The organism is Nocardia carnea (assembly GCF_029869215.1).
Taxonomy (GTDB): Bacteria; Actinomycetota; Actinomycetes; order Mycobacteriales; family Mycobacteriaceae; genus Nocardia; species Nocardia carnea_B.
The window spans coordinates 19,331-36,535 of the sequence record NZ_JARWPM010000282.1; the positions used below are offsets into that span (position 1 = coordinate 19,331).

A 17,205-nucleotide genomic window follows, 5' to 3' on the forward strand; every position below is an offset into this window, starting at 1 on the left:
GGTGATCAGAAAGCGAGCAGGACTTTGCCCGAAGCCGCCGAATCCTTGGCGACGGCGAAGGCATCCAGTGCGTCGGCGACCGGGAATTCGTGGCTGATCACCGGGTCGACGACCAGGCTTCCATCGGCCAGAGCGGCGAGGACTTCGTCGATTTCGTCGTTGAACCGGAACGAGCCGGTGACGGTGAGCTCCCGGGTGATCACCAGCGACAACGGCGCCGGTTGCAGACCCGTGGGCAGCAGCCCGAGCAGCACCACGCGCCCGCCGCGGGTGCAGCCGCGGATGGCCGAATCAACCCCGAAGCGGGTGCCGGAACATTCGATGACGACATCGGCGTCGACCGCGGCGATACCGTCCGCGTCGTCGGCTTTCAGGGTCGCGGTGGCGCCCAGTTTCCGGGCGATATCCAGTGGGTGATCGTGCAGGTCGACCGCGGTGATCGCGGCGGCACCGGCGCGGCGCAGCACGGAGACCACGAGCGCGCCGATGGGGCCGCAGCCCACCACCAGCGCGGTGCGGCCGGCCACCTCCCCCGCCCGCGCGACCGCATGCCAGGCGACGGCGGCCGGTTCGGCCACGGCGGCAGACCGCAGGGACAACCCTTCGGGCAGCGGTCGCAGCATCCGCGCGGGCAGGACCGCATACCGGGTGAAGGCGCCCTGGGTGTGCGGGAACTGTGCGGCGCTACCCAGGTAGGTACAGCCGGGCGAGAGGTTGGGGCTGTCGGCGGGGTAGCGCGGTGCGGTGCCGCCGGGGGTGGCGGGATGCACCGCGACCCGGGTTCCGGCCGCGGGCCCGCTCCCGTCGGCCGCCGCGCGCACGACGGTGCCGGATACCTCATGACCCAGTTGCAGGGGCGCCCGCAGGATCGACTCCCCCGCCGCGCCGTGCGTCCAGTAGTGCAGATCCGACCCGCAGATACCGCCGTACGCGATCTCCACCACCGCCTCACCGGGACCGAGCGCCGGTACGGGCCGGTCCTCGACCCGCAGATCACCGGCGGCATACGCCACCACCGCAGGGCTCTGCGCCGGAAGATCACCCGCCGCACGCTGATTCTCGACCGGCAGGGCCCCATCCCGCTGCGCCGCCATGGCAGGAGCCTGCGCCTGGAGACCACCCGCCGCAGTCCGGTTGCCGACCGGCAGATCAGCGGCGGCCTGCGCCCCCACCGCCGGAGCCGCTGCCGGCAGATCGTCCATCTCGGGCCGCTGCAGATCGCCGGCACCGTACGCCGCCGCAGGAGTCTGCGCCGGAAGGTCGCCCACCGTGGGCCGGTTCTCCCCCCGCAGGTCACCGGCGGCGTGTGCCGTCACGGCCATGGTCTGCGCGGCGCGCTCGCTCCGGGCCGACTGCTGCGCGCGGGCCTGCGACGGCATCAGTCGTTCCGCCGTACGAATTCGAGGCCGCCGGGTACCTGGAAGGTGGGGGTGATCTCGATCAGGCCCAGGTTCATGTGCCGGGGTGCGTCGATCGCGAACTCGATGGTGTCGGCGATGTCCTTGGTGGTGATCGATTCGAAGCCCTCGTAGTAGGTCTCCCAGGCTTCGCGCATCGCTTCGGGGGTGCCGCCGAGGTTGCGGCCGAAGATCTCGGTTTCCACCCGGCCGGGGCAGATCTCGGTGACCCGGATCCGTTTGCCGATCACATCGTTGCGCAGTTGCCGCGACAGCTGGCGCACGGCGGCCTTCGTGGCGTGGTAGGCGGTGTGGCCGTAGAAGTTGTAGTGCCCGGCGATCGAACCGATATTGACGATATGACCGAGGTCGCGGGCGACCATCCCCGGTACCAGCAGCCGGCACAGGTGCAGGACGGCGCGCAGATTCACATCGACCATCGCGTCGACCGATTCCGGGGTCGCGTCGAGAATATTGCCGGTCGCCGATACGCCCGCGTTGTTGACCAGCACGTCGATCTCGAGCTGCGATACCGCCTCGGTGAGCGCGGCGGTATCGCTCACGTCGACGGGCAGCGGGATCATCCCGGTCGCCGCGGCGACCTCGTCCAGCCGGGCGGTATCGCGGGCGACCCCGTAGACGGTGAGTCCGCGTTTGGTGAGCATTTCGGTGACCGCCGCGCCCATCCCGGTGTTGGCTCCGGTGACGAGGGCGGTGCGGTAATCCTGTACAGGCATGAGGTCTCCAGACTTCAGAGCGTGTCGCGCAGCGGGAGATGGGCGCGGTCGGTGACGGTGCTGACGGCGGCGAAGGTGCCGAGCGCGGTGACGACGGCGTAGACGGCGGGAACGTAGATGCCGAACTGCGGGATCAGCCAGGTCATCAGCAGCGGCGCCGTACCACCGAAAACGGCCGAGGAGATGTTGTAGCCGACCCCGTAGGCCGAGTAGCGGACCCGCGTCGGGAACAGTTCGACGATCAGGATGTGGATCACCGCGCTGTGCCCGGCGAAGATCACCGCCATGATGCAGGCGCCGAGAACGGCGAGCGCGAAGTTACCGGTGGCGATGAGGGCGTAGCACGGGATGGCACCGATGGCCATGGCCAGCGCGGCGCCCGCGATCACCTTCTTGCGGCCGAGCTTGTCCGAGAGCGCGCCCATGAACGGGATGGCCACCGAGATCGCGACCAGGCTCGCAGCCGTGACCACCAGCGCCGTTCCGGTGGAGAACCCGAGTTCGTCGCCTTTGAGGAAGGTCGGCATGTAGGAGAACAGGACGTAGTAGCCGGACCCGTTCATGAGCGGGATGAACAGCGCCAGCAGCATGGCCCGGCGGTGTTCCGGGGAGGCGAAGGCTTCCCGCAGCGGGTTGCGGGACAGGCCCCCGGACTCCTTCAGATTCTCGAAGTTCGGGGTATCGCTGATCGCGCGCCGGATGTACCAGCCGATCACACCCATCGGGATCGCGATCAGGAACGGGATACGCCAGGCCCAGCTGCCGAAGCCGCCGCCCTCGATGGCCTCGACCGTCAGCCACGGGGACATGGCGAAGGCGACGAGAGTACCGGTGAGCAGCGCGAGGAACGAGGCGATCTGCGCGTAGCTGGTGATCAGGCCGCGTTTCCCGTCGGGGGCGTGTTCGGCCAGGAAGGTCATCGCGCCGGCCGCTTCGCCGCCGACGGAGAAACCCTGCGCGAATCGCAACGCGATCAGCAGCGCGGGGGCCGCGACGCCGATCGCGGCGTAGGTCGGTAACAGGCCGATACCCGCGGTCGCCACGCTGATCAGCATGATGACGAATACGAGCATCTTCTGGCGGCCTATCTTGTCGCCGAGGATGCCGCATACCACCGCGCCCAGCGGGCGGACGAAGAACGAGATCGCGTAGCCGGCGAACACCAGCATCAGCGCGTCACTGGACTTCGACACATCGAAGAACACGATCGCCAGCGCCGTCGCCATGAAGGCGAAGATGCCGTTGTCGTACAGCTCGACGAAGATGCCCACGCATCCCGCGAGCACCACGCGGCGCAGTGAGCCGGGCTTCGCCGGTTCGGATGTTTCGGGCCGGGACACGGGGCCGGCGGTGCCGGTCGGCAAGATCGTGTCGGTCATGGGTACTCCAGGTGATTCTGCGGGTTTGCGGGGCCGGATGGCGGGCCTGATGTCGGTGGGGTGATGTGCACGGGGATGCGCAGCTCCGCGAACGCCGCCGCCACCCGGGTGCGCAGCCGTTCGATGGCGGCCTGCTGGGCCCGGTAGCGACGTACCGCGTCGGCAATGGTGACATGCCGGAACAGCACGCGCTGACCCGGCCTGACCTGCCCGAGCCGGGAGAGCCCGACCGCGGTGACCACGGCGAGCACCGGATAGCCGGCGGTCACCCCGCGGCCGCGGTGCAGGACCAGCAACTGGTCACCGGCCGGCACCTCCACGGCGCCGATCGGGACGCCGCGGGAAAGTACTTCCCCGCGGGCCATCCGGCGCGGCAGCGGCTGCGCCGGGTCCACGGGGGTCAGCCGCAGGCCGATATGGTTGCTGTCCACACCCACCACGAACGGCGACTCGAACAACCGCCGGCCGGTGTCTGCGAATTCGGCGGCGTCGGGGCCGTCGGTGACGTCGATGGTCCATTCCGCCGGGAACGGCGCGGGCCGCGCACCGAACCGCAGCACGGGGAGCCGGAAATGCGGGTGATCGGCCGTCGGGCCGTCGACCTCCACGGCTATATCCGACCCGGCCGTCAGCCGGTGCCCGAATCCGAGCACCGAATCCGGCGCACAGCTACCCAGCAGCCGCTCCGCCGCGATCGCACCGTGCACGGCGAGGTAGACCCGCAACCCGTCGCGGATACCGCGGACCGTCAGCTCGGTACCGGCGCGCCAGACGAACGGCTCCCACCGCGGGCACGGCAGACCGTCCGCCCGGACGTCGGCGGGAGCGCCGGTCACCGCGATGAGCAGATCGGTACTCGCCACCGCCGCGAAATCCGCGGCCAGCAGTTCCAGCAGCGGCGCGGACGAATCACTCGCGACCAGGGCATTGGCGACCTCGGCGCTGTACCGGTCGAGCGCGCCGCCGGTCATCTGGCCGACCCGCGCGGCCCGGTACCGGCCCAGGTCCTGGATCACGGTGTTACCGGGCTCGCGGACGGTGATGCATTCAGCCAAGGCCGGCTCCCGCGTGTCGGGACCACTCGGCGGCGGGGACGGCGTGGAAACGGAAGCGATCGCCCGGGCGGAACCGGGAGATCGGCTCGGCGGCCGGGTCCACCAGCGTGAGCGGGGTACGGCCGATCACCGGCCAGCCACCCGGCGCCGGGCGGGCCGAGATCACGGCCTGCCGGCCGGCCACCGCCACGGCGCCCGCCGGCACATGCGGGCGCGGTACGGCGCGGCGCGGGACCGGTGCCGGGAAGGCGGGACCGTCGAGCATCGGCGCACCGCCGGGCGAACCGTAACAGCGCATGGTCAGCGGTGCCGCCCCGTGCAACCGGATCACCTCGGCCGGGGTGATATCGAGATACCGCGCGACTTCCTCGAGATCGGGTCCGTGTTCCCCGCCGTAGACCACCGGAATGTCGAACTCGCGCGGCGCGGCGGACACTGCCGGCCCGTCGCCCAGTCCCCCGATCAACTCCTTGATGGACTCGTGATCCGTTACCGTGCAATCGAATTCGACGAGCAGCGAATCATAGGCCGGAATGATTCCGGTGAGCGCGTACCGCTCGGCGTATCCGTCCAGCGCCGCGGCGATCGTATGCACGACCCGCCAGGCTTCCTCCCGTTCGCGGCCCCGCGTATCGACCCGGACCGCGCTGTCCCCGCATTCGGTGACGACGTACCCGGCCGTCGTCACGCCGGACACGCGGCGCTCCCCCGCCCGGCCCGGTCGGCGAGTAGCCCCGCCAGCGGCGCGATCCGCACACCCGCCTCGGTGAGCGCTGTGCGGATGGCCCGCGCATGCGTGACCGCGTCGGCATTGTCACCGTGCAGCAGCAGGGTATCGGCGGAAATCGACAGCGGGGTGCCGTCCACGGCGTCGAGGACCCCCTCGGTCACGAGGCGCACCGCCCGCCGGACCAGTTCGGCCGTATCGTGGATCACCGCTCCCGGTTCGGAGCGGGGTACGAGGGTGCCGTCGGCGCGATAGGCGCGGTCCACGATACCGACGATCCCGACCCGGATGCCCTGCGCACGGGCGTGGTCGGCGAGTTCGCCGTCCTGGGCGAGCACGATCAGGTCCGGGTCGAACGCCCGTACCGCGGCGACCACCGCGGCCGCGTAGTCCGGACGGGTGGCGACCAGATTGCCGAGCCGGCCGTGCGGTGCCAGATGGGTCACCGCGGTGCCGTGCGCGACGGCGAACGCGTGCAGGGCACCGAGCTGATACAGCACATCCGTGCGTACCTCCTCGGCCGTGAGGTCCATCGCCCGCCGGCCGAAACCGACCAGATCGGGGAAGCTGGGATGCGCGCCGATCCCGATACCGCGCGCCGCGCACTCCCGGACGGTGCGGTCCATGGTCCGCGGGTCGCCGGCGTGGAAACCGCACGCGATATTGGCGGAGCTGAGAACCTCGAGCAAGGCGCCGTCATCGCCCATCGTCCACGCACCGAAGCTTTCACCGATATCGGCGACAAGGTCGATTGCAGGTGCCATGATGCCTCCGCGGACGAGGAAACTACGAGTACCGGTTGCGTGAACTCCGGGTGTTCATCGGACGTTACGCAGTAAATCCGGTAGCCGGGTAATACCGGTTTCCGGTGAGGCGATAACAAACCTTTATGCCATCTGACCAGCACTGATAGGAAGCGATACGGATTCGGAGGCCCCGGTTCGATACCGGCCTGTACCTGTCCGGCAACAATGTGGAAATCCCGGCGTGCGACAACGTCGCTTCCAGAAAGGTGAACCGAGGTGGATACCCGACGCTTGTTCTCGTTCGTGCGCATCGTCGACGCCGGCAGTATCACGCGCGCCGCCGATATCCTGCATATCGCGCAACCCGCGCTGAGCCAGCAGATGACGGCGCTGGAAGCGCATTTCGGGCAGCAATTGCTGATCCGGCACAAACAAGGTGTGGAACCCACCGAGGCGGGGCGCGCGCTGTACCGGCACGCGCAGATCATCCTGCGGCAGGTGGAGAGCGCGCAGGCCGAGGTGAGCGTGGTCGGGCGCGAACTCGCCGGCGGGGTGTCGGTGGGCCTGGCCCCCTACAGCACCGTGAACGCCATCGCCCTGCCGTTGCTCATGGCGGTGCGCGAGCGATATCCGAGCATCCTGCTGCATATCAACGAGAATTTCGGCGGCGTGCTCAGCGAGGCGATGATGACCGGCCGGATGGATATGGCCCTGCTCTACGACACCGGACCCATCAAAGGCGTCACCTTCGAACCCCTGCTCACCGAGGAACTGATGGTGGTCGCCCCACCCGGTACCGGGTTGCCCGGAGAGACGGGAGCGGCGGTCCCGATCGCCCGGCTCACAGGTCTGCCACTGCTGTTGCCGGGCCCCACCCACACGATCCGCAAGGTCGTCGAACAGGCCTACGACCGGGCGCTGGAAAAAGCCCATGTCGTCGGCGAAGTGGAATCGGTGACACTGATGGCACAATCCGTACGAAACGGCTTGGGCTCCACCGTGTTACCGCTGTCGGTGGCGCGGCGCATCATGACCGTCGACAACCTCGAACTGCGCCGCATCGAACCCGCCATCACCGTGCAGGTCTCGCTCGGTGTCCCGGCGAACCAGCCACTGTCCAAACCGGCGGAGGCGGTCCGCGAAATCCTGCGCGCGGTGGTCGCCGACTATATAGCGAACAGTTCCGCCCGCCGGGCGCAATGACCGAGCTCAGTACCCCCGCGCGGTGTCGATCACCGCGAGCAAGGGCTGCCCGGCAGCGAACCGCTCGATATTGGCCGCGACATGATCCGCCAGAGCGCGGGTGAGACCCGTTGCCGGGTTGGCGATATGCGGGGTGACGATCGCGTTGGGCAGCGACCACAGTGGGTGGCCCTCGGGTAGTGGTTCCGGATCAGTGACATCGAGCGCCGCACCGCCGATCGTATTGTCACGCAGCGCGTTCACCAGCGCCTCGGTGTCGATCAGCGACCCCCGCGCCACATTCACGATCCAGGCTGTGGACTTCATCAGCGCCAGCGTCTCCGCGTCCACCAGATGCGCGGTCTCCGCGGTCGCGGGCGCCGCGATGACGAAATGATCGGCTCGCGACCAGACTTCTCCGGTCCGGGAGGCGGGCACGGTTTCCGCCGCGCCGGGCACCGCGGTACCCGACCGGTTCACCGCCAGCACCTCGGCGCCGAATGCGGTGAGTAGCGGAATCATCGCCCGGCCGATACCGCCGCAGCCGACGATCGCCACCGTCGTACCGCGCAGTGTCCCGACCCGGGGATCGAATTCGGCCTTCCGCCACGACACCGCCCGCGACTGCTCCGCGAGCCCGCGCACCCCGGCCAGCAGCAACATCACCGCATGCTCGGCGACATTTCCGGCATACGCGCCGGCGGCCGAGGTCCACGTGCGGCGATCATCGACGAGCCCGGCCGCCAGCCACGGTTCCACCCCTGCGGAAGGCAGCTGCACCCAGCGCACCGCATCCGGCAGCTGCCCGGGGAACGTATCGGGTCCCTGCGCCCAAACGACCGCCTCGGCCTCGGCGAGCGGGACCAGGACACCACCTCCGCGCTCGATACCGGCCGCGAGCGCGGTCTCGTGATCGGGGCCGAGATGGATTCGGGGAGCTCTGCTGTGGGACACGTTGCGCTTTCTGGATCGGAACGGATACGGCGACAGGCTGTCACACCACCGCGGTCAAACCGCCGTCGACGTACAGGATCTGGCCGTTGACGAAATCGGACGCGGGCGAGACGAGGTACAACAGGGCACCGACCAGTTCCTCGGTCCGTCCCCAGCGCCCGGCCGGGGTGCGCCTGGCCAGCCAGGCACTGAAATCCTCGTCCTGGACCAGCGCCTCGGTGAGCACCGTATCGAAATATCCGGGCGCGATCGCGTTCACCTGCAACCCGAGTGGGGCCCAGTCCGCGCACATTCCCCGGGTGAGCATCTTCAACCCGCCCTTGCTCGCCGCGTACGGCGCGATCCCGGCCCGCCCCAGCTCACTCTGCACCGAGCAGATGTTCACGATCTTGCCGCGCCCGCGTTCGACCATCGCCCGCGCGAATTCGCGCCCCACACAGAAAGCACTGAACAGGTTGGTATCGAGGACCCGGTGGTAATCCTCGTCGGAGAATTCCAGCAGCGGGCTGCGATGCTGCACACCGGTGTTGTTGACCACGATCTCCACGGGACCGATCTCGGCTTCGATATCCGCCGCCGCGGCCGCCACCTGCGTGGAATCGGTCGCGTCGAAGGCCCGGATATGCACCGCCGCACCGGTCCGGCCGGCGATCTCGTCGCGGCTGCGCCCGAGCGTCTCGGGATCGCGCCCGTTGAGCACCACCACCGCCCCCGCTTCGGCGAGCCCGGACGCCAGCGCGTAGCCGATCCCCCGGCTCGACCCGGTGACCAGCGCCACCTTGCCGGCGATATCGAAACTGGGGTGTGCGCTCACGGAGCCGCCTTCCGGTAATCGTTGGAGAAATCGGCCGCTGCCCGCGCGAGCTGTTCGGGCGGGGATTCGATATCCAGCACGATGCCCGGTTCGTCGGGTTCGAGCGGTTCGAGCAGGGCCAATTGTGAATCGAGCATCCCGGGCAGCATGAAATGACCGCTGCGCTGCGCCATCCGGGCCCGGATCACCTCCGGCGGTCCGTGCAGATGCGCGAAGACCACCGGCTCGCCCCCCGCCCGCAGCAGCTCGCGATGCCGCCGCCGCAACGCGGAGCAGGCCACCACATACCGGGTGTCCCGCGCGGCCAGCCGTTCGGCGACGGCGGCCAGCCACGGTTCCCGATCCGCCTCGGTCAGCGGGGTACCGGCGGCCATCTTCTCGATATTCGCCCGGGAATGCAGATCGTCGGCATCCAGGAACTCCGCCCCCAGCAACTCGGCCACCCGGCGGGCGATGGTGGTCTTCCCACAGCCCGCCACACCCATCACCACGATGTGGGGTCGCCGCTCGCCGCCCATACTCTCCTACCCGTCGAATTCGACAATCTCGCACCGAGCCTGCCCGAAACCACCCCGCCGCGGCAACGACCAGGCGATACCGGTTCGAAAGGACGTCATAACGAAATCCGAGGGACGGGGGCGCGGCGCCGATAAGGGCGCACCGGGCACGAGGCTGCTCGCGAAGCGGATGCGACGGTGCCGGCACCCTGCGCTCCGCGCCACGGCTCGGCCGACGGAACCATTTCCGAACCTGGATCTGCGTCCCTCCGCCGGTACCATGGTCCGCATGTCGATTCCGGATGGCGAGCGCCCAGAGCTGCCGGAATACATGACGTGGGAGGAACTCGGGCAGCTCCCCGAGGAGATCGCCGAGCGCATCGAACTCTGGGAGGGGCGGGTCGTGTGGCTGCGCCGCGGCCCACACGAACATCAGGAGTTCACGAACCTGCTCTGGAGCGAACTTCGGCGCTGCGCACGCAGCGCCATGTCGGCCGACCCGGAGCAGTGCTGGCGGGTGTGCACCGAAACCAACGTTTTCTTCGGGCCTACCGGGATGTCGGACTTCGTCACCCCGGACTTCATGATCTGCCGATGCCTGCCCCAGCCGTATCAGTACGTGCGCTCCGATGGCGTCGTCTTGGTCGGCGAAGTCCTGTCACCGTCCAACTCGGACGCCGATATGGAGCTGAAGAGGGCCCGCTACGCGAAGGCCGGTATTCCGTGGTACTGGGAGGTCACCCTCGCCACCCAGCGCAGTGAAATCGCGCATATCCACGCCTACACACTCGTACCCGAAATCGACCCGCCCCCGGGGATCACCGTGCTGCACAGGGCCAACTACATCCTGGCCGGTGCCTGGTCCCCCACCGACGCGGGCGCGATCTCCATCGACCACCCGTTCCCCATCACCATCCCCTGGTCCGCCCTACAGTTCTGAACGTCCTTCAGTACAGGTACACCACGGCGTTGTTTCCACCTGTACATTCGACGACCGAGCCGCCGGTGCAGGTCATCCGGTAGGTCTGCCCGGTCACCGGGCTACTCGCCGCCACCGATACGGTGCCGTCGCGGACCGGCTGGTCCAGATAGGCAAGCCGCACCTGCTCGGCGAACTCACACGAGGTGACCGAATTGGCGACAGCCGAATTCGCGAACTCGGCGGTTACGCGCACCGGTGCGCAGACATCGGCAGCAGCGGGAACGCTCCCGCGGTTGTGTGTCGGCTCCGGAGCCGGAGCGTACGACGGTGTGGCCACGGGCCCGACCGAGCCGCCACCATGGTCGAAGTGAGACACAGGACGGCAGCCGAGAGCGCGACCAGCCACAACCCCCACCCGACCTGCAGACCGACCTCCCCGCCGCCGTCACTCCGGCCGCGCAGGATCTCCCCGATATCGACCATGGCGACGATCAAGCAGATCAGAGCGGCACCCGGCACTATCCACGGAATCGGCGCCGGCAGCTCCCGGGAAGTACTCACCATCGTGAACAACACGAGCACCGCCACCGCACCGAGCACCAGCGTAAAGACGCCATCCCCCTCGAGCCCATTCGCCGATACGAACAACACGCTCACCCAGGGACCGATGCTCCCTACGATCACCCCGGCACTCGCAACGATTCCCGCGATCAGGTTCGGCAAGTAGAAGGGCTCTCTCCCGGTCCTACCCTGTTGATCACGACTGGGGATCTCGAAACGCTGTTCTCGGCCCGACATCGCAGAAGCCCTCCGGTCCGGGGAATCGTTGCGACCGGCGGATACCCACGGCACCGGTTGCAAACCTTCCCGACCAGGCCTAACGAACCGGCGACTCAGAAATTCACCGACGTGGACGCGTCCGGCGGCACCCCCGATCGACCTGTCAGCTGACCTCGGACAATGTGTCCTACCTGCGGCGTAGCGGTGCCCCCAGTCGGACTCGAACCGACACTTGGCGGATTTTAAGTCCGCTGCCTCTGCCAATTGGGCTATGGGGGCGTGCGGACCACACACTACCGACTCGTACACCCGTACCGGAATACCCAGCAACTGGGAGTCACATGGTGGTGTCTGTCTGAATTGCTTGGCAAGCCTCCACCAGCACGTCCGCGGCCAGCAGGCCTGATTCCTCCGCCGCCTCGCGGACCTCATCGGGCAGATCGTAGTCCGTGGTCACCGCCAGCAACGCCAATTGCAGCGCTTCGCCCAACTGGCCGAGGCGGCGGGCGATCAGGGCCTCGTCCATATCCGGGCCCAGGTTCTCCCAGCCGACGGGCTGCACCCCGGCGATCCGGTAGCGGCGCAACGTGTCCTCGCCGAGGACCTTCATGAAATCCACCGCCGAAGCCATGCAGCGGTTGTTCGCCACCCGGTACTCGGTGCGGTCGGCAATCTTGTCGATGAGTACCGCGACGATCGTCGCCGCCGTGAACATACCGTCACAGACCCGGGCCGGCGCCGCCTCGGGCGGGCCGGGCGCAGCGGTGGCGAGGCCGGTGGTGACGGCGTCGATCCACTCCACCACCTGCTCGGTACCCGAGGCATCGGATCGTTGTGGTGCACGAGCCACCGGGTTGTCCCGGCGCCGGAACCACCGCCACGGTAGACGCATCGCCATTCACCCCTGTTCGGAAGCGGACCTGCCGAGCAGCGAATGCCGCCGGCCGTATGCGAAGTACATCACCAAACCGAGCAGCATCCAGACTACGAAACGCAGCCAGGTTTCGACGGATAGATTCACCATCAGCCACAGGCAGGCCAGCACCGCCAGGAAGGGCACCCAGGGCACCAGCGGGACCCGGAAACCGCGGGGCAGGTCGGGGCGGGTGCGGCGCAGGACGACCACGCCGATGGAGACCAGCAGGAACGCGAACAGGGTGCCGATGTTCACCATTTCCTCGAGCGTGCCGAACTCGACGAACCCGGCCAGCAGCGCGCACACCACGCCGACGATCACGGTGATCCGCACCGGGGTGCCGCGCTCGCCGGTTTTGGCCAGCCAGCGCGGAGTCAGGCCGTCGCGGGACATGGCGAACAGCACCCGGGTCTGGCCGAGCAGCATCACCATGACGACGGTGGTCAGGCCGGCCAGCGCGCCGATGGAGATGATGTTCTTCGCCCAGTCGGCGCCGTTGAGCGCGAAGGCGGTCGCGAGGGTGGCGTCGTCGCCGGCGAGTTCGGTGTAGGGCACCATGCCGGTGAGCACGATGGAGACCGCCACGTACAGGATCGTCACCGCGATCAGCGAGCCGAGGATGCCGCGGGGCAGGTCGCGCTGGGGATTCTTGGTTTCCTCGGCGGCGGTGGCGACCACGTCGAATCCGATGAACGCGAAGAAGACGAGGCTGGCCGCGGCGAGCAGGCCGTACCAGCCGAAGCTGCTGTTTCCACCGCCGGTTACCCAGGAGAACAGCGACTGGGTCAGGCCGTGGCCTTCCTCGTGCGGCACCGTTTCCGGAATGAACGGGGTCAGGTTGGCGGAATCGAAAAAGGTGAGGCCGACGATGATCACCAGCAGAATCACCCCGACCTTGATCGCCACGGCGACCGCCGAGACCCGCGAGGACAGTTTCGTCCCCAGCGCCAGCAGAGTGGTGAGTATCGCGATCAGCAGGACAGCGCCCCAGTCGAAGGTGACGCCGCCGATCTCGACCACCGCGGCACCCCGGTCGAACACTTGGCCGAGGTACTGGGACCAACCCTTGGAGACCACGGACGCCGCGAGCGCGAATTCCAGCAGCAGGTCCCAGCCGATGATCCAGGCGGCGAGCTCGCCGAAGGTCGCGTAGGAGAAGGTGTAGGCGCTACCGGCCACCGGCACGGTCGAGGCGAACTCCGCGTAACACAGTGCGGTGAGCCCGCAGGCGATGGCCGCGAACACGAAGGCCAGCGACACGGAAGGCCCGGCGACGTTACCCGCGGTGCGGGCGGTGAGGGTGAAGATACCGGCGCCGATGACGACGGCGACACCGAAGATCGCCAGGTCCCACGCGGTGAGGTCCTTGCGGAGTTTCGCGCCGGGCTCGTCGGTGTCGCGGATCGACTGCTCCACCGATTTGGTGCGGAACAGCGAACTGCGGCTGGTCGGGGTCGTCACGGCGGCCTCCTCGTGTTTCTGGCGCGAGTACCGGGAACGCTAGTGCACTCCCGACATATATCTGGTTATCCACGACGACAGCGCCGCAATCACCACGCCGGCCGCGATCGCCACGAGCCCGGTGATCCCGAAATAGGCGAATTCGGCGTCTCGAGAGTAGAAACGCGCCAGTACCCCGGACAGCGTGGTGCCCAGGGCGACCGAGAGGAAATAGAGCGCCATCATCTGTGCCCGGAAATGTTCGGGCGCCAGTTGCGTGGTGACGGCCAGCCCGATCGGCGAGATCAGCAGTTCCGAGATCGCGAACACCGCCATGATGAACAGCACCGCCAGCGCCGGCACGGCCTTACCCGTGCTGCCCGCCAGCGGCACGAACAGCAGGAACGCCGCCCCCATCCCCACCACCCCGAGCGCGAATTTACGGGGTGTGCTCGGCGCCCGGTCGCCCAGGCGGGTCCACAGCAGCGCGAACAGCGGCGACAGCGTGATGATCCACACCGGTTCCACCGATCCGATCCAGCTCGAGGGTGCCGTCCAGCCGAAGATATTCCAGTCCATCCGCTCGTCGGAGTACACGGCGAGCACGGTGAAGATCTGCTGGAACAGCGCCCAGAACACCACATTCGCCACGAAGAGCGGGAGGAACGCCCACACCCGGCTCCGTTCGATCCGGGTCACCCGGCGATTGGTGAGCAGCACCGTGAAGTACACCAGCGCGGCGACGACGATCAGCGCGGTGGTGACATCGGGCAGATTGCCGATCGTGACCAGCCCCGTCACCAGCGCACCCACGATCACCAGGAGCGCGGCGAGGACCACCCCCGCCAGTGGTCCCACCGCCTTGCGTGGGAGCGGATCGGGGACCTCTCGGCCGGCCGTGCCCAGATTGCGGCGGAACATCACGTACTGGATCAGTCCGAGCGCCATCCCGACCGCGGCGGCCCCGAACCCCGCGTGGAAGCCCCATTCGCGCTGCAACAGCCCGGTGAGCAGCGGCCCGGTGAACGCGCCCAGGTTGATCCCCAAATAGAACAGGGTGAATCCGCCGTCGACCCGCGCGTCACCTTTCGGATAGAGCGTGCCCAGGAGCGCGGACGCGTTCGATTTCAGCGCACCGCTACCCAGGGCTACCAGAACCAGCCCGATCCCCACGCCGGCGAGTCCGGGGATCGACGCCAGCGCGATATGCCCGGCCATCACCACGACCCCGCCGTAGAAGACGGTCCGCTCCATCCCGATCAGTCGGTCCGAGACCCACCCACCGAGCACCGTGCACAGATAGACGAGCCCGCCGTAAGCGCCGACCAGCCCGACCGCGGCGTCCTGATCGAGCCCGAGCCCGCCCTCGGTGGTCTCGTAGTACAGGTAGTACCCCAGGATCGTGAGCATCCCGTAGAACGAGAACCGCTCCCACAGCTCGACACCGAACAGGTTGACCAGCCCGATCGGGTGGCCGAAGAACGTCCGGCCGGCGACCGCCGCCGAGGGTGCTTCCGACATCCTCCGACTGTGCCACGAACCACACCGGCCGCGTGGCAACCCGCACAGAACCGATACCGCACGGCGACGCGCGCGGCGGTCAGGCGATGGACTGGGCTATGCCGTCCAGGATGTCGTGTTCGCTGACGACCAGCGCATCGATACCGGCCCGTTCGGCCAGTTCGGCGGCCAGCACCTCGGTGATCACCGCACCGCCGCCGATCACATCGACCCGCCCCGGATGCATGGGACCCAGCGCGGCGCGCTCGTCGTGGTTCATCGCGATCAGCCGATCGCAGACCGCGTTCAGCTCCGGCAGTGTGATCCGCGCCAGATGTGTTTTCGCCGAATCGTATTCGGGCAGGTCCAGCGCGACCGCGGCGAGCGTGGTCATGGTCCCCGCCACCCCGACCCAGGTATGCGCGCCGTCCACCGGCACCTGTGTGAAGGCCTCGGTGAGCCGTTCGGTCGCGAATTCCCGCGCCGCCGCCACCTGCGCCGGCTCGGGCGGGTTCCCGTGCAGGCACCGTTCGGTGACCCGGACACACCCGATATCGGCCGAGAACGCCGCCCGCACCCCCTCGGCGTCGCCGACCACGAGCTCGGTGGAACCGCCACCCAGATCGACCACCACGAACGGCCCGTCCTCCGGGCGCAACTCCCCCACCGCACCGGCGAACGACAGCCGCGCCTCCTCGTCGCCGGTGATCACCTCGGCCTCGGCGCCCGGCACCGCGCGGCCCAGTTCGGCGCGGGTCATCGCGAAGAAATCCTCCCGGTTCGACGCGTCGCGGGTCGCCGACGTCGCGACCATCCGCACCCGTCGCACCTCGTGCTCGATCATCAGCGAGACGTAGTCGGCCAGCGCGACCCGGGTGCGTTCGATCGCGTCCGGATCGAGCCGCCCGGTCGCGTCCACCCCCTTACCGAGGCGCACGATCCGCATTTCCCGATGTACGTCGCTGAGCGTGCCGTCGGCGCCGATATCGGCGATCAGCAGACGGATCGAATTGGTGCCGCAATCGACCGCGGCGACCCGGTCGTTCATCGTGTCTCCTCAGAAGCGAACGGTGCGTCTTCCGCCGGTTCGTATCGCGGCCAGTCCGCGGGCACCGCGGTCCCGCGTAATCCGTTGTCGGCGGCCAGCGCGACCGCTTCGTCACCCAGCGGGTTCACCCCGGGCCCCTTGGCCAGCGCGTGCGCGATCAGCACGTGCAGGCATTTCACCCGGTCCGGCATACCACCGCCGGTGAAATCGGTGCCCAGGGATTCGATCTCGTCCCGCTCGGCCAGATAGCTCTCGTGCGCGGCCCGGTAGGCGGCGGCCAACTCCGGGTCGCGGTGCAGGCGTTCGGTCATCTCCTTCATCACCCCCGCCGACTCCAACCGGCTGGCCTCGGCGGTGAGCCGCGGATCGGTCAGGTAGTACAGCGTCGGGAAGGGGGTTCCGTCGGGGAGCTTCGGCGCGGTTTTCACCACTGCCGGCTGCCCGTCGGGTGTGCGGTAGGCGATGGCGAGCACCCCGCGCGGGGCGCGGCCCAATTGTTCGGCGACGATCTGCAGATCTCGGTCGTCGGGTGTACTCACCTGGGTCCTTCCGGCTGCGGCGCGGGTGCTGCGGGTTCGGTGGGTGGGGGTTCGGAAATACTGCGCCACAGGTCGGTGTACCACGGGTCGGGTTCGGCCTTCGGCGCCTGCGGGTCGGGAATAGCGGGCACCTCGATTCCCGGCACCTGCACGATATAGGGCGTCTCCCCCGGCATCACCAGCCGTAACCGGTCCCGCGCCTCGGACCGGATATAGGCCGGATCCTCCTGTTGCGCCCGGCGGTCCTTCAGCACGGCGATATCCGCCTCGAGCGTTTTGCGCTCGGCCGCCAGCTGGGCGGCTTCGGCGCGCTGCGTGAAGAACGTGCGCATCGGCACGGCCAGCGTCATCGCCAAGGCGCACACCACCATCGCCAGGATGATCGCTTTACCGGCGGACAGTCCGAGGATCGTCCGTTCCGACCAGTCCCGGCCGCCGGATTCGCGGCTGGGGGGGGGGGGGGGGCCCCCCCCCCCCCCCCACCCCCCCCCCCCCCACAGGGCGGGGGGGGCGCGGGCCGGCCCCCCGCCCCGGGGGGGCCCCCCCCCCCCCGCCCCGGGGGGGCGGCCGCC

19 protein-coding genes and 1 tRNA gene are annotated in these 17,205 nt (G+C 68.7%); 2 read left to right on the forward strand and 18 right to left on the reverse strand.

Annotation, left to right across the window (positions count from 1 at the left end):
- Positions 1–5 precede the first annotated feature (5 nt).
- The 6 genes from QH276_RS19690 to QH276_RS19715 all read right to left on the reverse strand — a co-directional run bounded on the left by QH276_RS19690 (position 6) and on the right by QH276_RS19715 (position 6,059).
- Entirely contained in the window at positions 6–1,094 is a 1,089-nt protein-coding gene (locus QH276_RS19690; RefSeq protein ID WP_280397442.1) for an L-idonate 5-dehydrogenase, read from the reverse strand.
- 284 nt (positions 1,095–1,378) lie between these two features.
- Complete coding sequence (locus QH276_RS19695; RefSeq protein WP_280397392.1) at positions 1,379–2,134, reverse strand: SDR family oxidoreductase; 756 nt, start codon at positions 2,132–2,134, stop codon at positions 1,379–1,381.
- Between the two features lie 14 nt (positions 2,135–2,148).
- Positions 2,149–3,513 (reverse strand): MFS transporter, encoded by a 1,365-nt coding sequence (locus QH276_RS19700; protein ID WP_280397393.1) that lies wholly within the window; start codon positions 3,511–3,513, stop codon positions 2,149–2,151.
- Positions 3,510–4,568, reverse strand: a complete 1,059-nt coding sequence (locus QH276_RS19705; protein WP_280397394.1) for a biotin-dependent carboxyltransferase family protein — start codon at positions 4,566–4,568, stop codon at positions 3,510–3,512. The genes QH276_RS19700 and QH276_RS19705 overlap by 4 nt, the downstream gene beginning before the upstream one ends.
- Positions 4,561–5,265, reverse strand: a complete 705-nt coding sequence (locus tag QH276_RS19710) for a 5-oxoprolinase subunit B family protein (RefSeq protein ID WP_280397395.1) — start codon at positions 5,263–5,265, stop codon at positions 4,561–4,563. The genes QH276_RS19705 and QH276_RS19710 overlap by 8 nt, the downstream gene beginning before the upstream one ends.
- Positions 5,253–6,059, reverse strand: a complete 807-nt coding sequence (locus tag QH276_RS19715) for a LamB/YcsF family protein (protein ID WP_280397396.1) — start codon at positions 6,057–6,059, stop codon at positions 5,253–5,255. Before QH276_RS19715 ends, QH276_RS19710 begins: the two co-directional genes overlap by 13 nt.
- A gap of 273 nt (positions 6,060–6,332) precedes the next feature.
- On the opposite strand from QH276_RS19715, the gene nac reads away from it, so the two are divergent.
- On the forward strand, positions 6,333–7,244 hold the full coding sequence (gene nac / locus QH276_RS19720; RefSeq protein ID WP_348536600.1) for a nitrogen assimilation transcriptional regulator NAC: 912 nt from the start codon (positions 6,333–6,335) through the stop codon (positions 7,242–7,244).
- A gap of 6 nt (positions 7,245–7,250) precedes the next feature.
- Here nac and QH276_RS19725 read toward each other — a convergent pair whose 3' ends face one another.
- Genes QH276_RS19725 through QH276_RS19735 form a run of 3 tightly spaced genes read right to left on the reverse strand, consistent with a single transcriptional unit; the run spans position 7,251 to position 9,509 of the window.
- Entirely contained in the window at positions 7,251–8,177 is a 927-nt protein-coding gene (locus QH276_RS19725; RefSeq protein ID WP_280397398.1) for a D-isomer specific 2-hydroxyacid dehydrogenase family protein, read from the reverse strand.
- A 40-nt stretch (positions 8,178–8,217) separates the two neighbouring features.
- Entirely contained in the window at positions 8,218–8,991 is a 774-nt protein-coding gene (locus tag QH276_RS19730) for an SDR family oxidoreductase (RefSeq protein ID WP_280397399.1), read from the reverse strand.
- Complete coding sequence (locus QH276_RS19735) at positions 8,988–9,509, reverse strand: gluconokinase (RefSeq protein ID WP_280397400.1); 522 nt, start codon at positions 9,507–9,509, stop codon at positions 8,988–8,990. Before QH276_RS19735 ends, QH276_RS19730 begins: the two co-directional genes overlap by 4 nt.
- Before the next feature lie 268 nt (positions 9,510–9,777).
- On the opposite strand from QH276_RS19735, the gene QH276_RS19740 reads away from it, so the two are divergent.
- Positions 9,778–10,428 carry a Uma2 family endonuclease gene (locus tag QH276_RS19740; protein ID WP_280397401.1) on the forward strand — a complete coding sequence of 217 codons (651 nt, stop codon included), beginning with the start codon at positions 9,778–9,780 and terminating at the stop codon, positions 10,426–10,428.
- A 7-nt stretch (positions 10,429–10,435) separates the two neighbouring features.
- Here the strand turns inward: QH276_RS19740 and QH276_RS19745 are convergent, their stop codons facing one another.
- The 9 genes from QH276_RS19745 to QH276_RS19785 form a co-directional block, all read right to left on the reverse strand.
- On the reverse strand, positions 10,436–10,663 hold the full coding sequence (locus QH276_RS19745) for a hypothetical protein (protein WP_280397402.1): 228 nt from the start codon (positions 10,661–10,663) through the stop codon (positions 10,436–10,438).
- Positions 10,654–11,067, reverse strand: a complete 414-nt coding sequence (locus tag QH276_RS19750; protein WP_280397403.1) for a hypothetical protein — start codon at positions 11,065–11,067, stop codon at positions 10,654–10,656. Before QH276_RS19750 ends, QH276_RS19745 begins: the two co-directional genes overlap by 10 nt.
- A 328-nt stretch (positions 11,068–11,395) precedes the next feature.
- A tRNA-Leu gene (locus QH276_RS19755) sits at positions 11,396–11,469 on the reverse strand.
- Between the two features lie 58 nt (positions 11,470–11,527).
- Complete coding sequence (locus tag QH276_RS19760; protein ID WP_280397404.1) at positions 11,528–12,040, reverse strand: hypothetical protein; 513 nt, start codon at positions 12,038–12,040, stop codon at positions 11,528–11,530.
- 48 nt (positions 12,041–12,088) lie between these two features.
- Entirely contained in the window at positions 12,089–13,567 is a 1,479-nt protein-coding gene (locus QH276_RS19765) for an amino acid permease (RefSeq protein ID WP_280397405.1), read from the reverse strand.
- Between the two features lie 39 nt (positions 13,568–13,606).
- Complete coding sequence (locus QH276_RS19770; RefSeq protein WP_280397406.1) at positions 13,607–15,067, reverse strand: peptide MFS transporter; 1,461 nt, start codon at positions 15,065–15,067, stop codon at positions 13,607–13,609.
- Between the two features lie 79 nt (positions 15,068–15,146).
- Positions 15,147–16,094, reverse strand: a complete 948-nt coding sequence (locus tag QH276_RS19775; protein ID WP_280397407.1) for a Ppx/GppA phosphatase family protein — start codon at positions 16,092–16,094, stop codon at positions 15,147–15,149.
- A complete protein-coding gene (locus tag QH276_RS19780) occupies positions 16,091–16,633 on the reverse strand; it encodes a DUF501 domain-containing protein (RefSeq protein WP_280397408.1) in 543 nt (180 codons plus the stop codon). Before QH276_RS19780 ends, QH276_RS19775 begins: the two co-directional genes overlap by 4 nt.
- Positions 16,630–17,205: FtsB family cell division protein (locus QH276_RS19785; protein ID WP_280406849.1), on the reverse strand; the 576-nt coding region annotated here is incomplete at its 5' end. The genes QH276_RS19785 and QH276_RS19780, both read right to left, overlap by 4 nt.

What these genes read in the sequence shown, in the direction of transcription:
- QH276_RS19690 (WP_280397442.1), bottom strand. Translation starts at nt 1,094, where the DNA reads ATGGCGGCGCAGCGGGATGGGGCCCTGCCGGTCGAGAATCAGCGTGCG.
- QH276_RS19695 (WP_280397392.1), bottom strand. Translation starts at nt 2,134, where the DNA reads ATGCCTGTACAGGATTACCGCACCGCCCTCGTCACCGGAGCCAACACC.
- QH276_RS19700 (WP_280397393.1), bottom strand. Translation starts at nt 3,513, where the DNA reads ATGACCGACACGATCTTGCCGACCGGCACCGCCGGCCCCGTGTCCCGG.
- QH276_RS19715 (WP_280397396.1), bottom strand. Translation starts at nt 6,059, where the DNA reads ATGGCACCTGCAATCGACCTTGTCGCCGATATCGGTGAAAGCTTCGGT.
- QH276_RS19735 (WP_280397400.1), bottom strand. Translation starts at nt 9,509, where the DNA reads ATGGGCGGCGAGCGGCGACCCCACATCGTGGTGATGGGTGTGGCGGGC.
- QH276_RS19740 (WP_280397401.1), top strand. Translation starts at nt 9,778, where the DNA reads ATGTCGATTCCGGATGGCGAGCGCCCAGAGCTGCCGGAATACATGACG.
- QH276_RS19770 (WP_280397406.1), bottom strand. Translation starts at nt 15,067, where the DNA reads ATGTCGGAAGCACCCTCGGCGGCGGTCGCCGGCCGGACGTTCTTCGGC.
- QH276_RS19775 (WP_280397407.1), bottom strand. Translation starts at nt 16,094, where the DNA reads ATGAACGACCGGGTCGCCGCGGTCGATTGCGGCACCAATTCGATCCGT.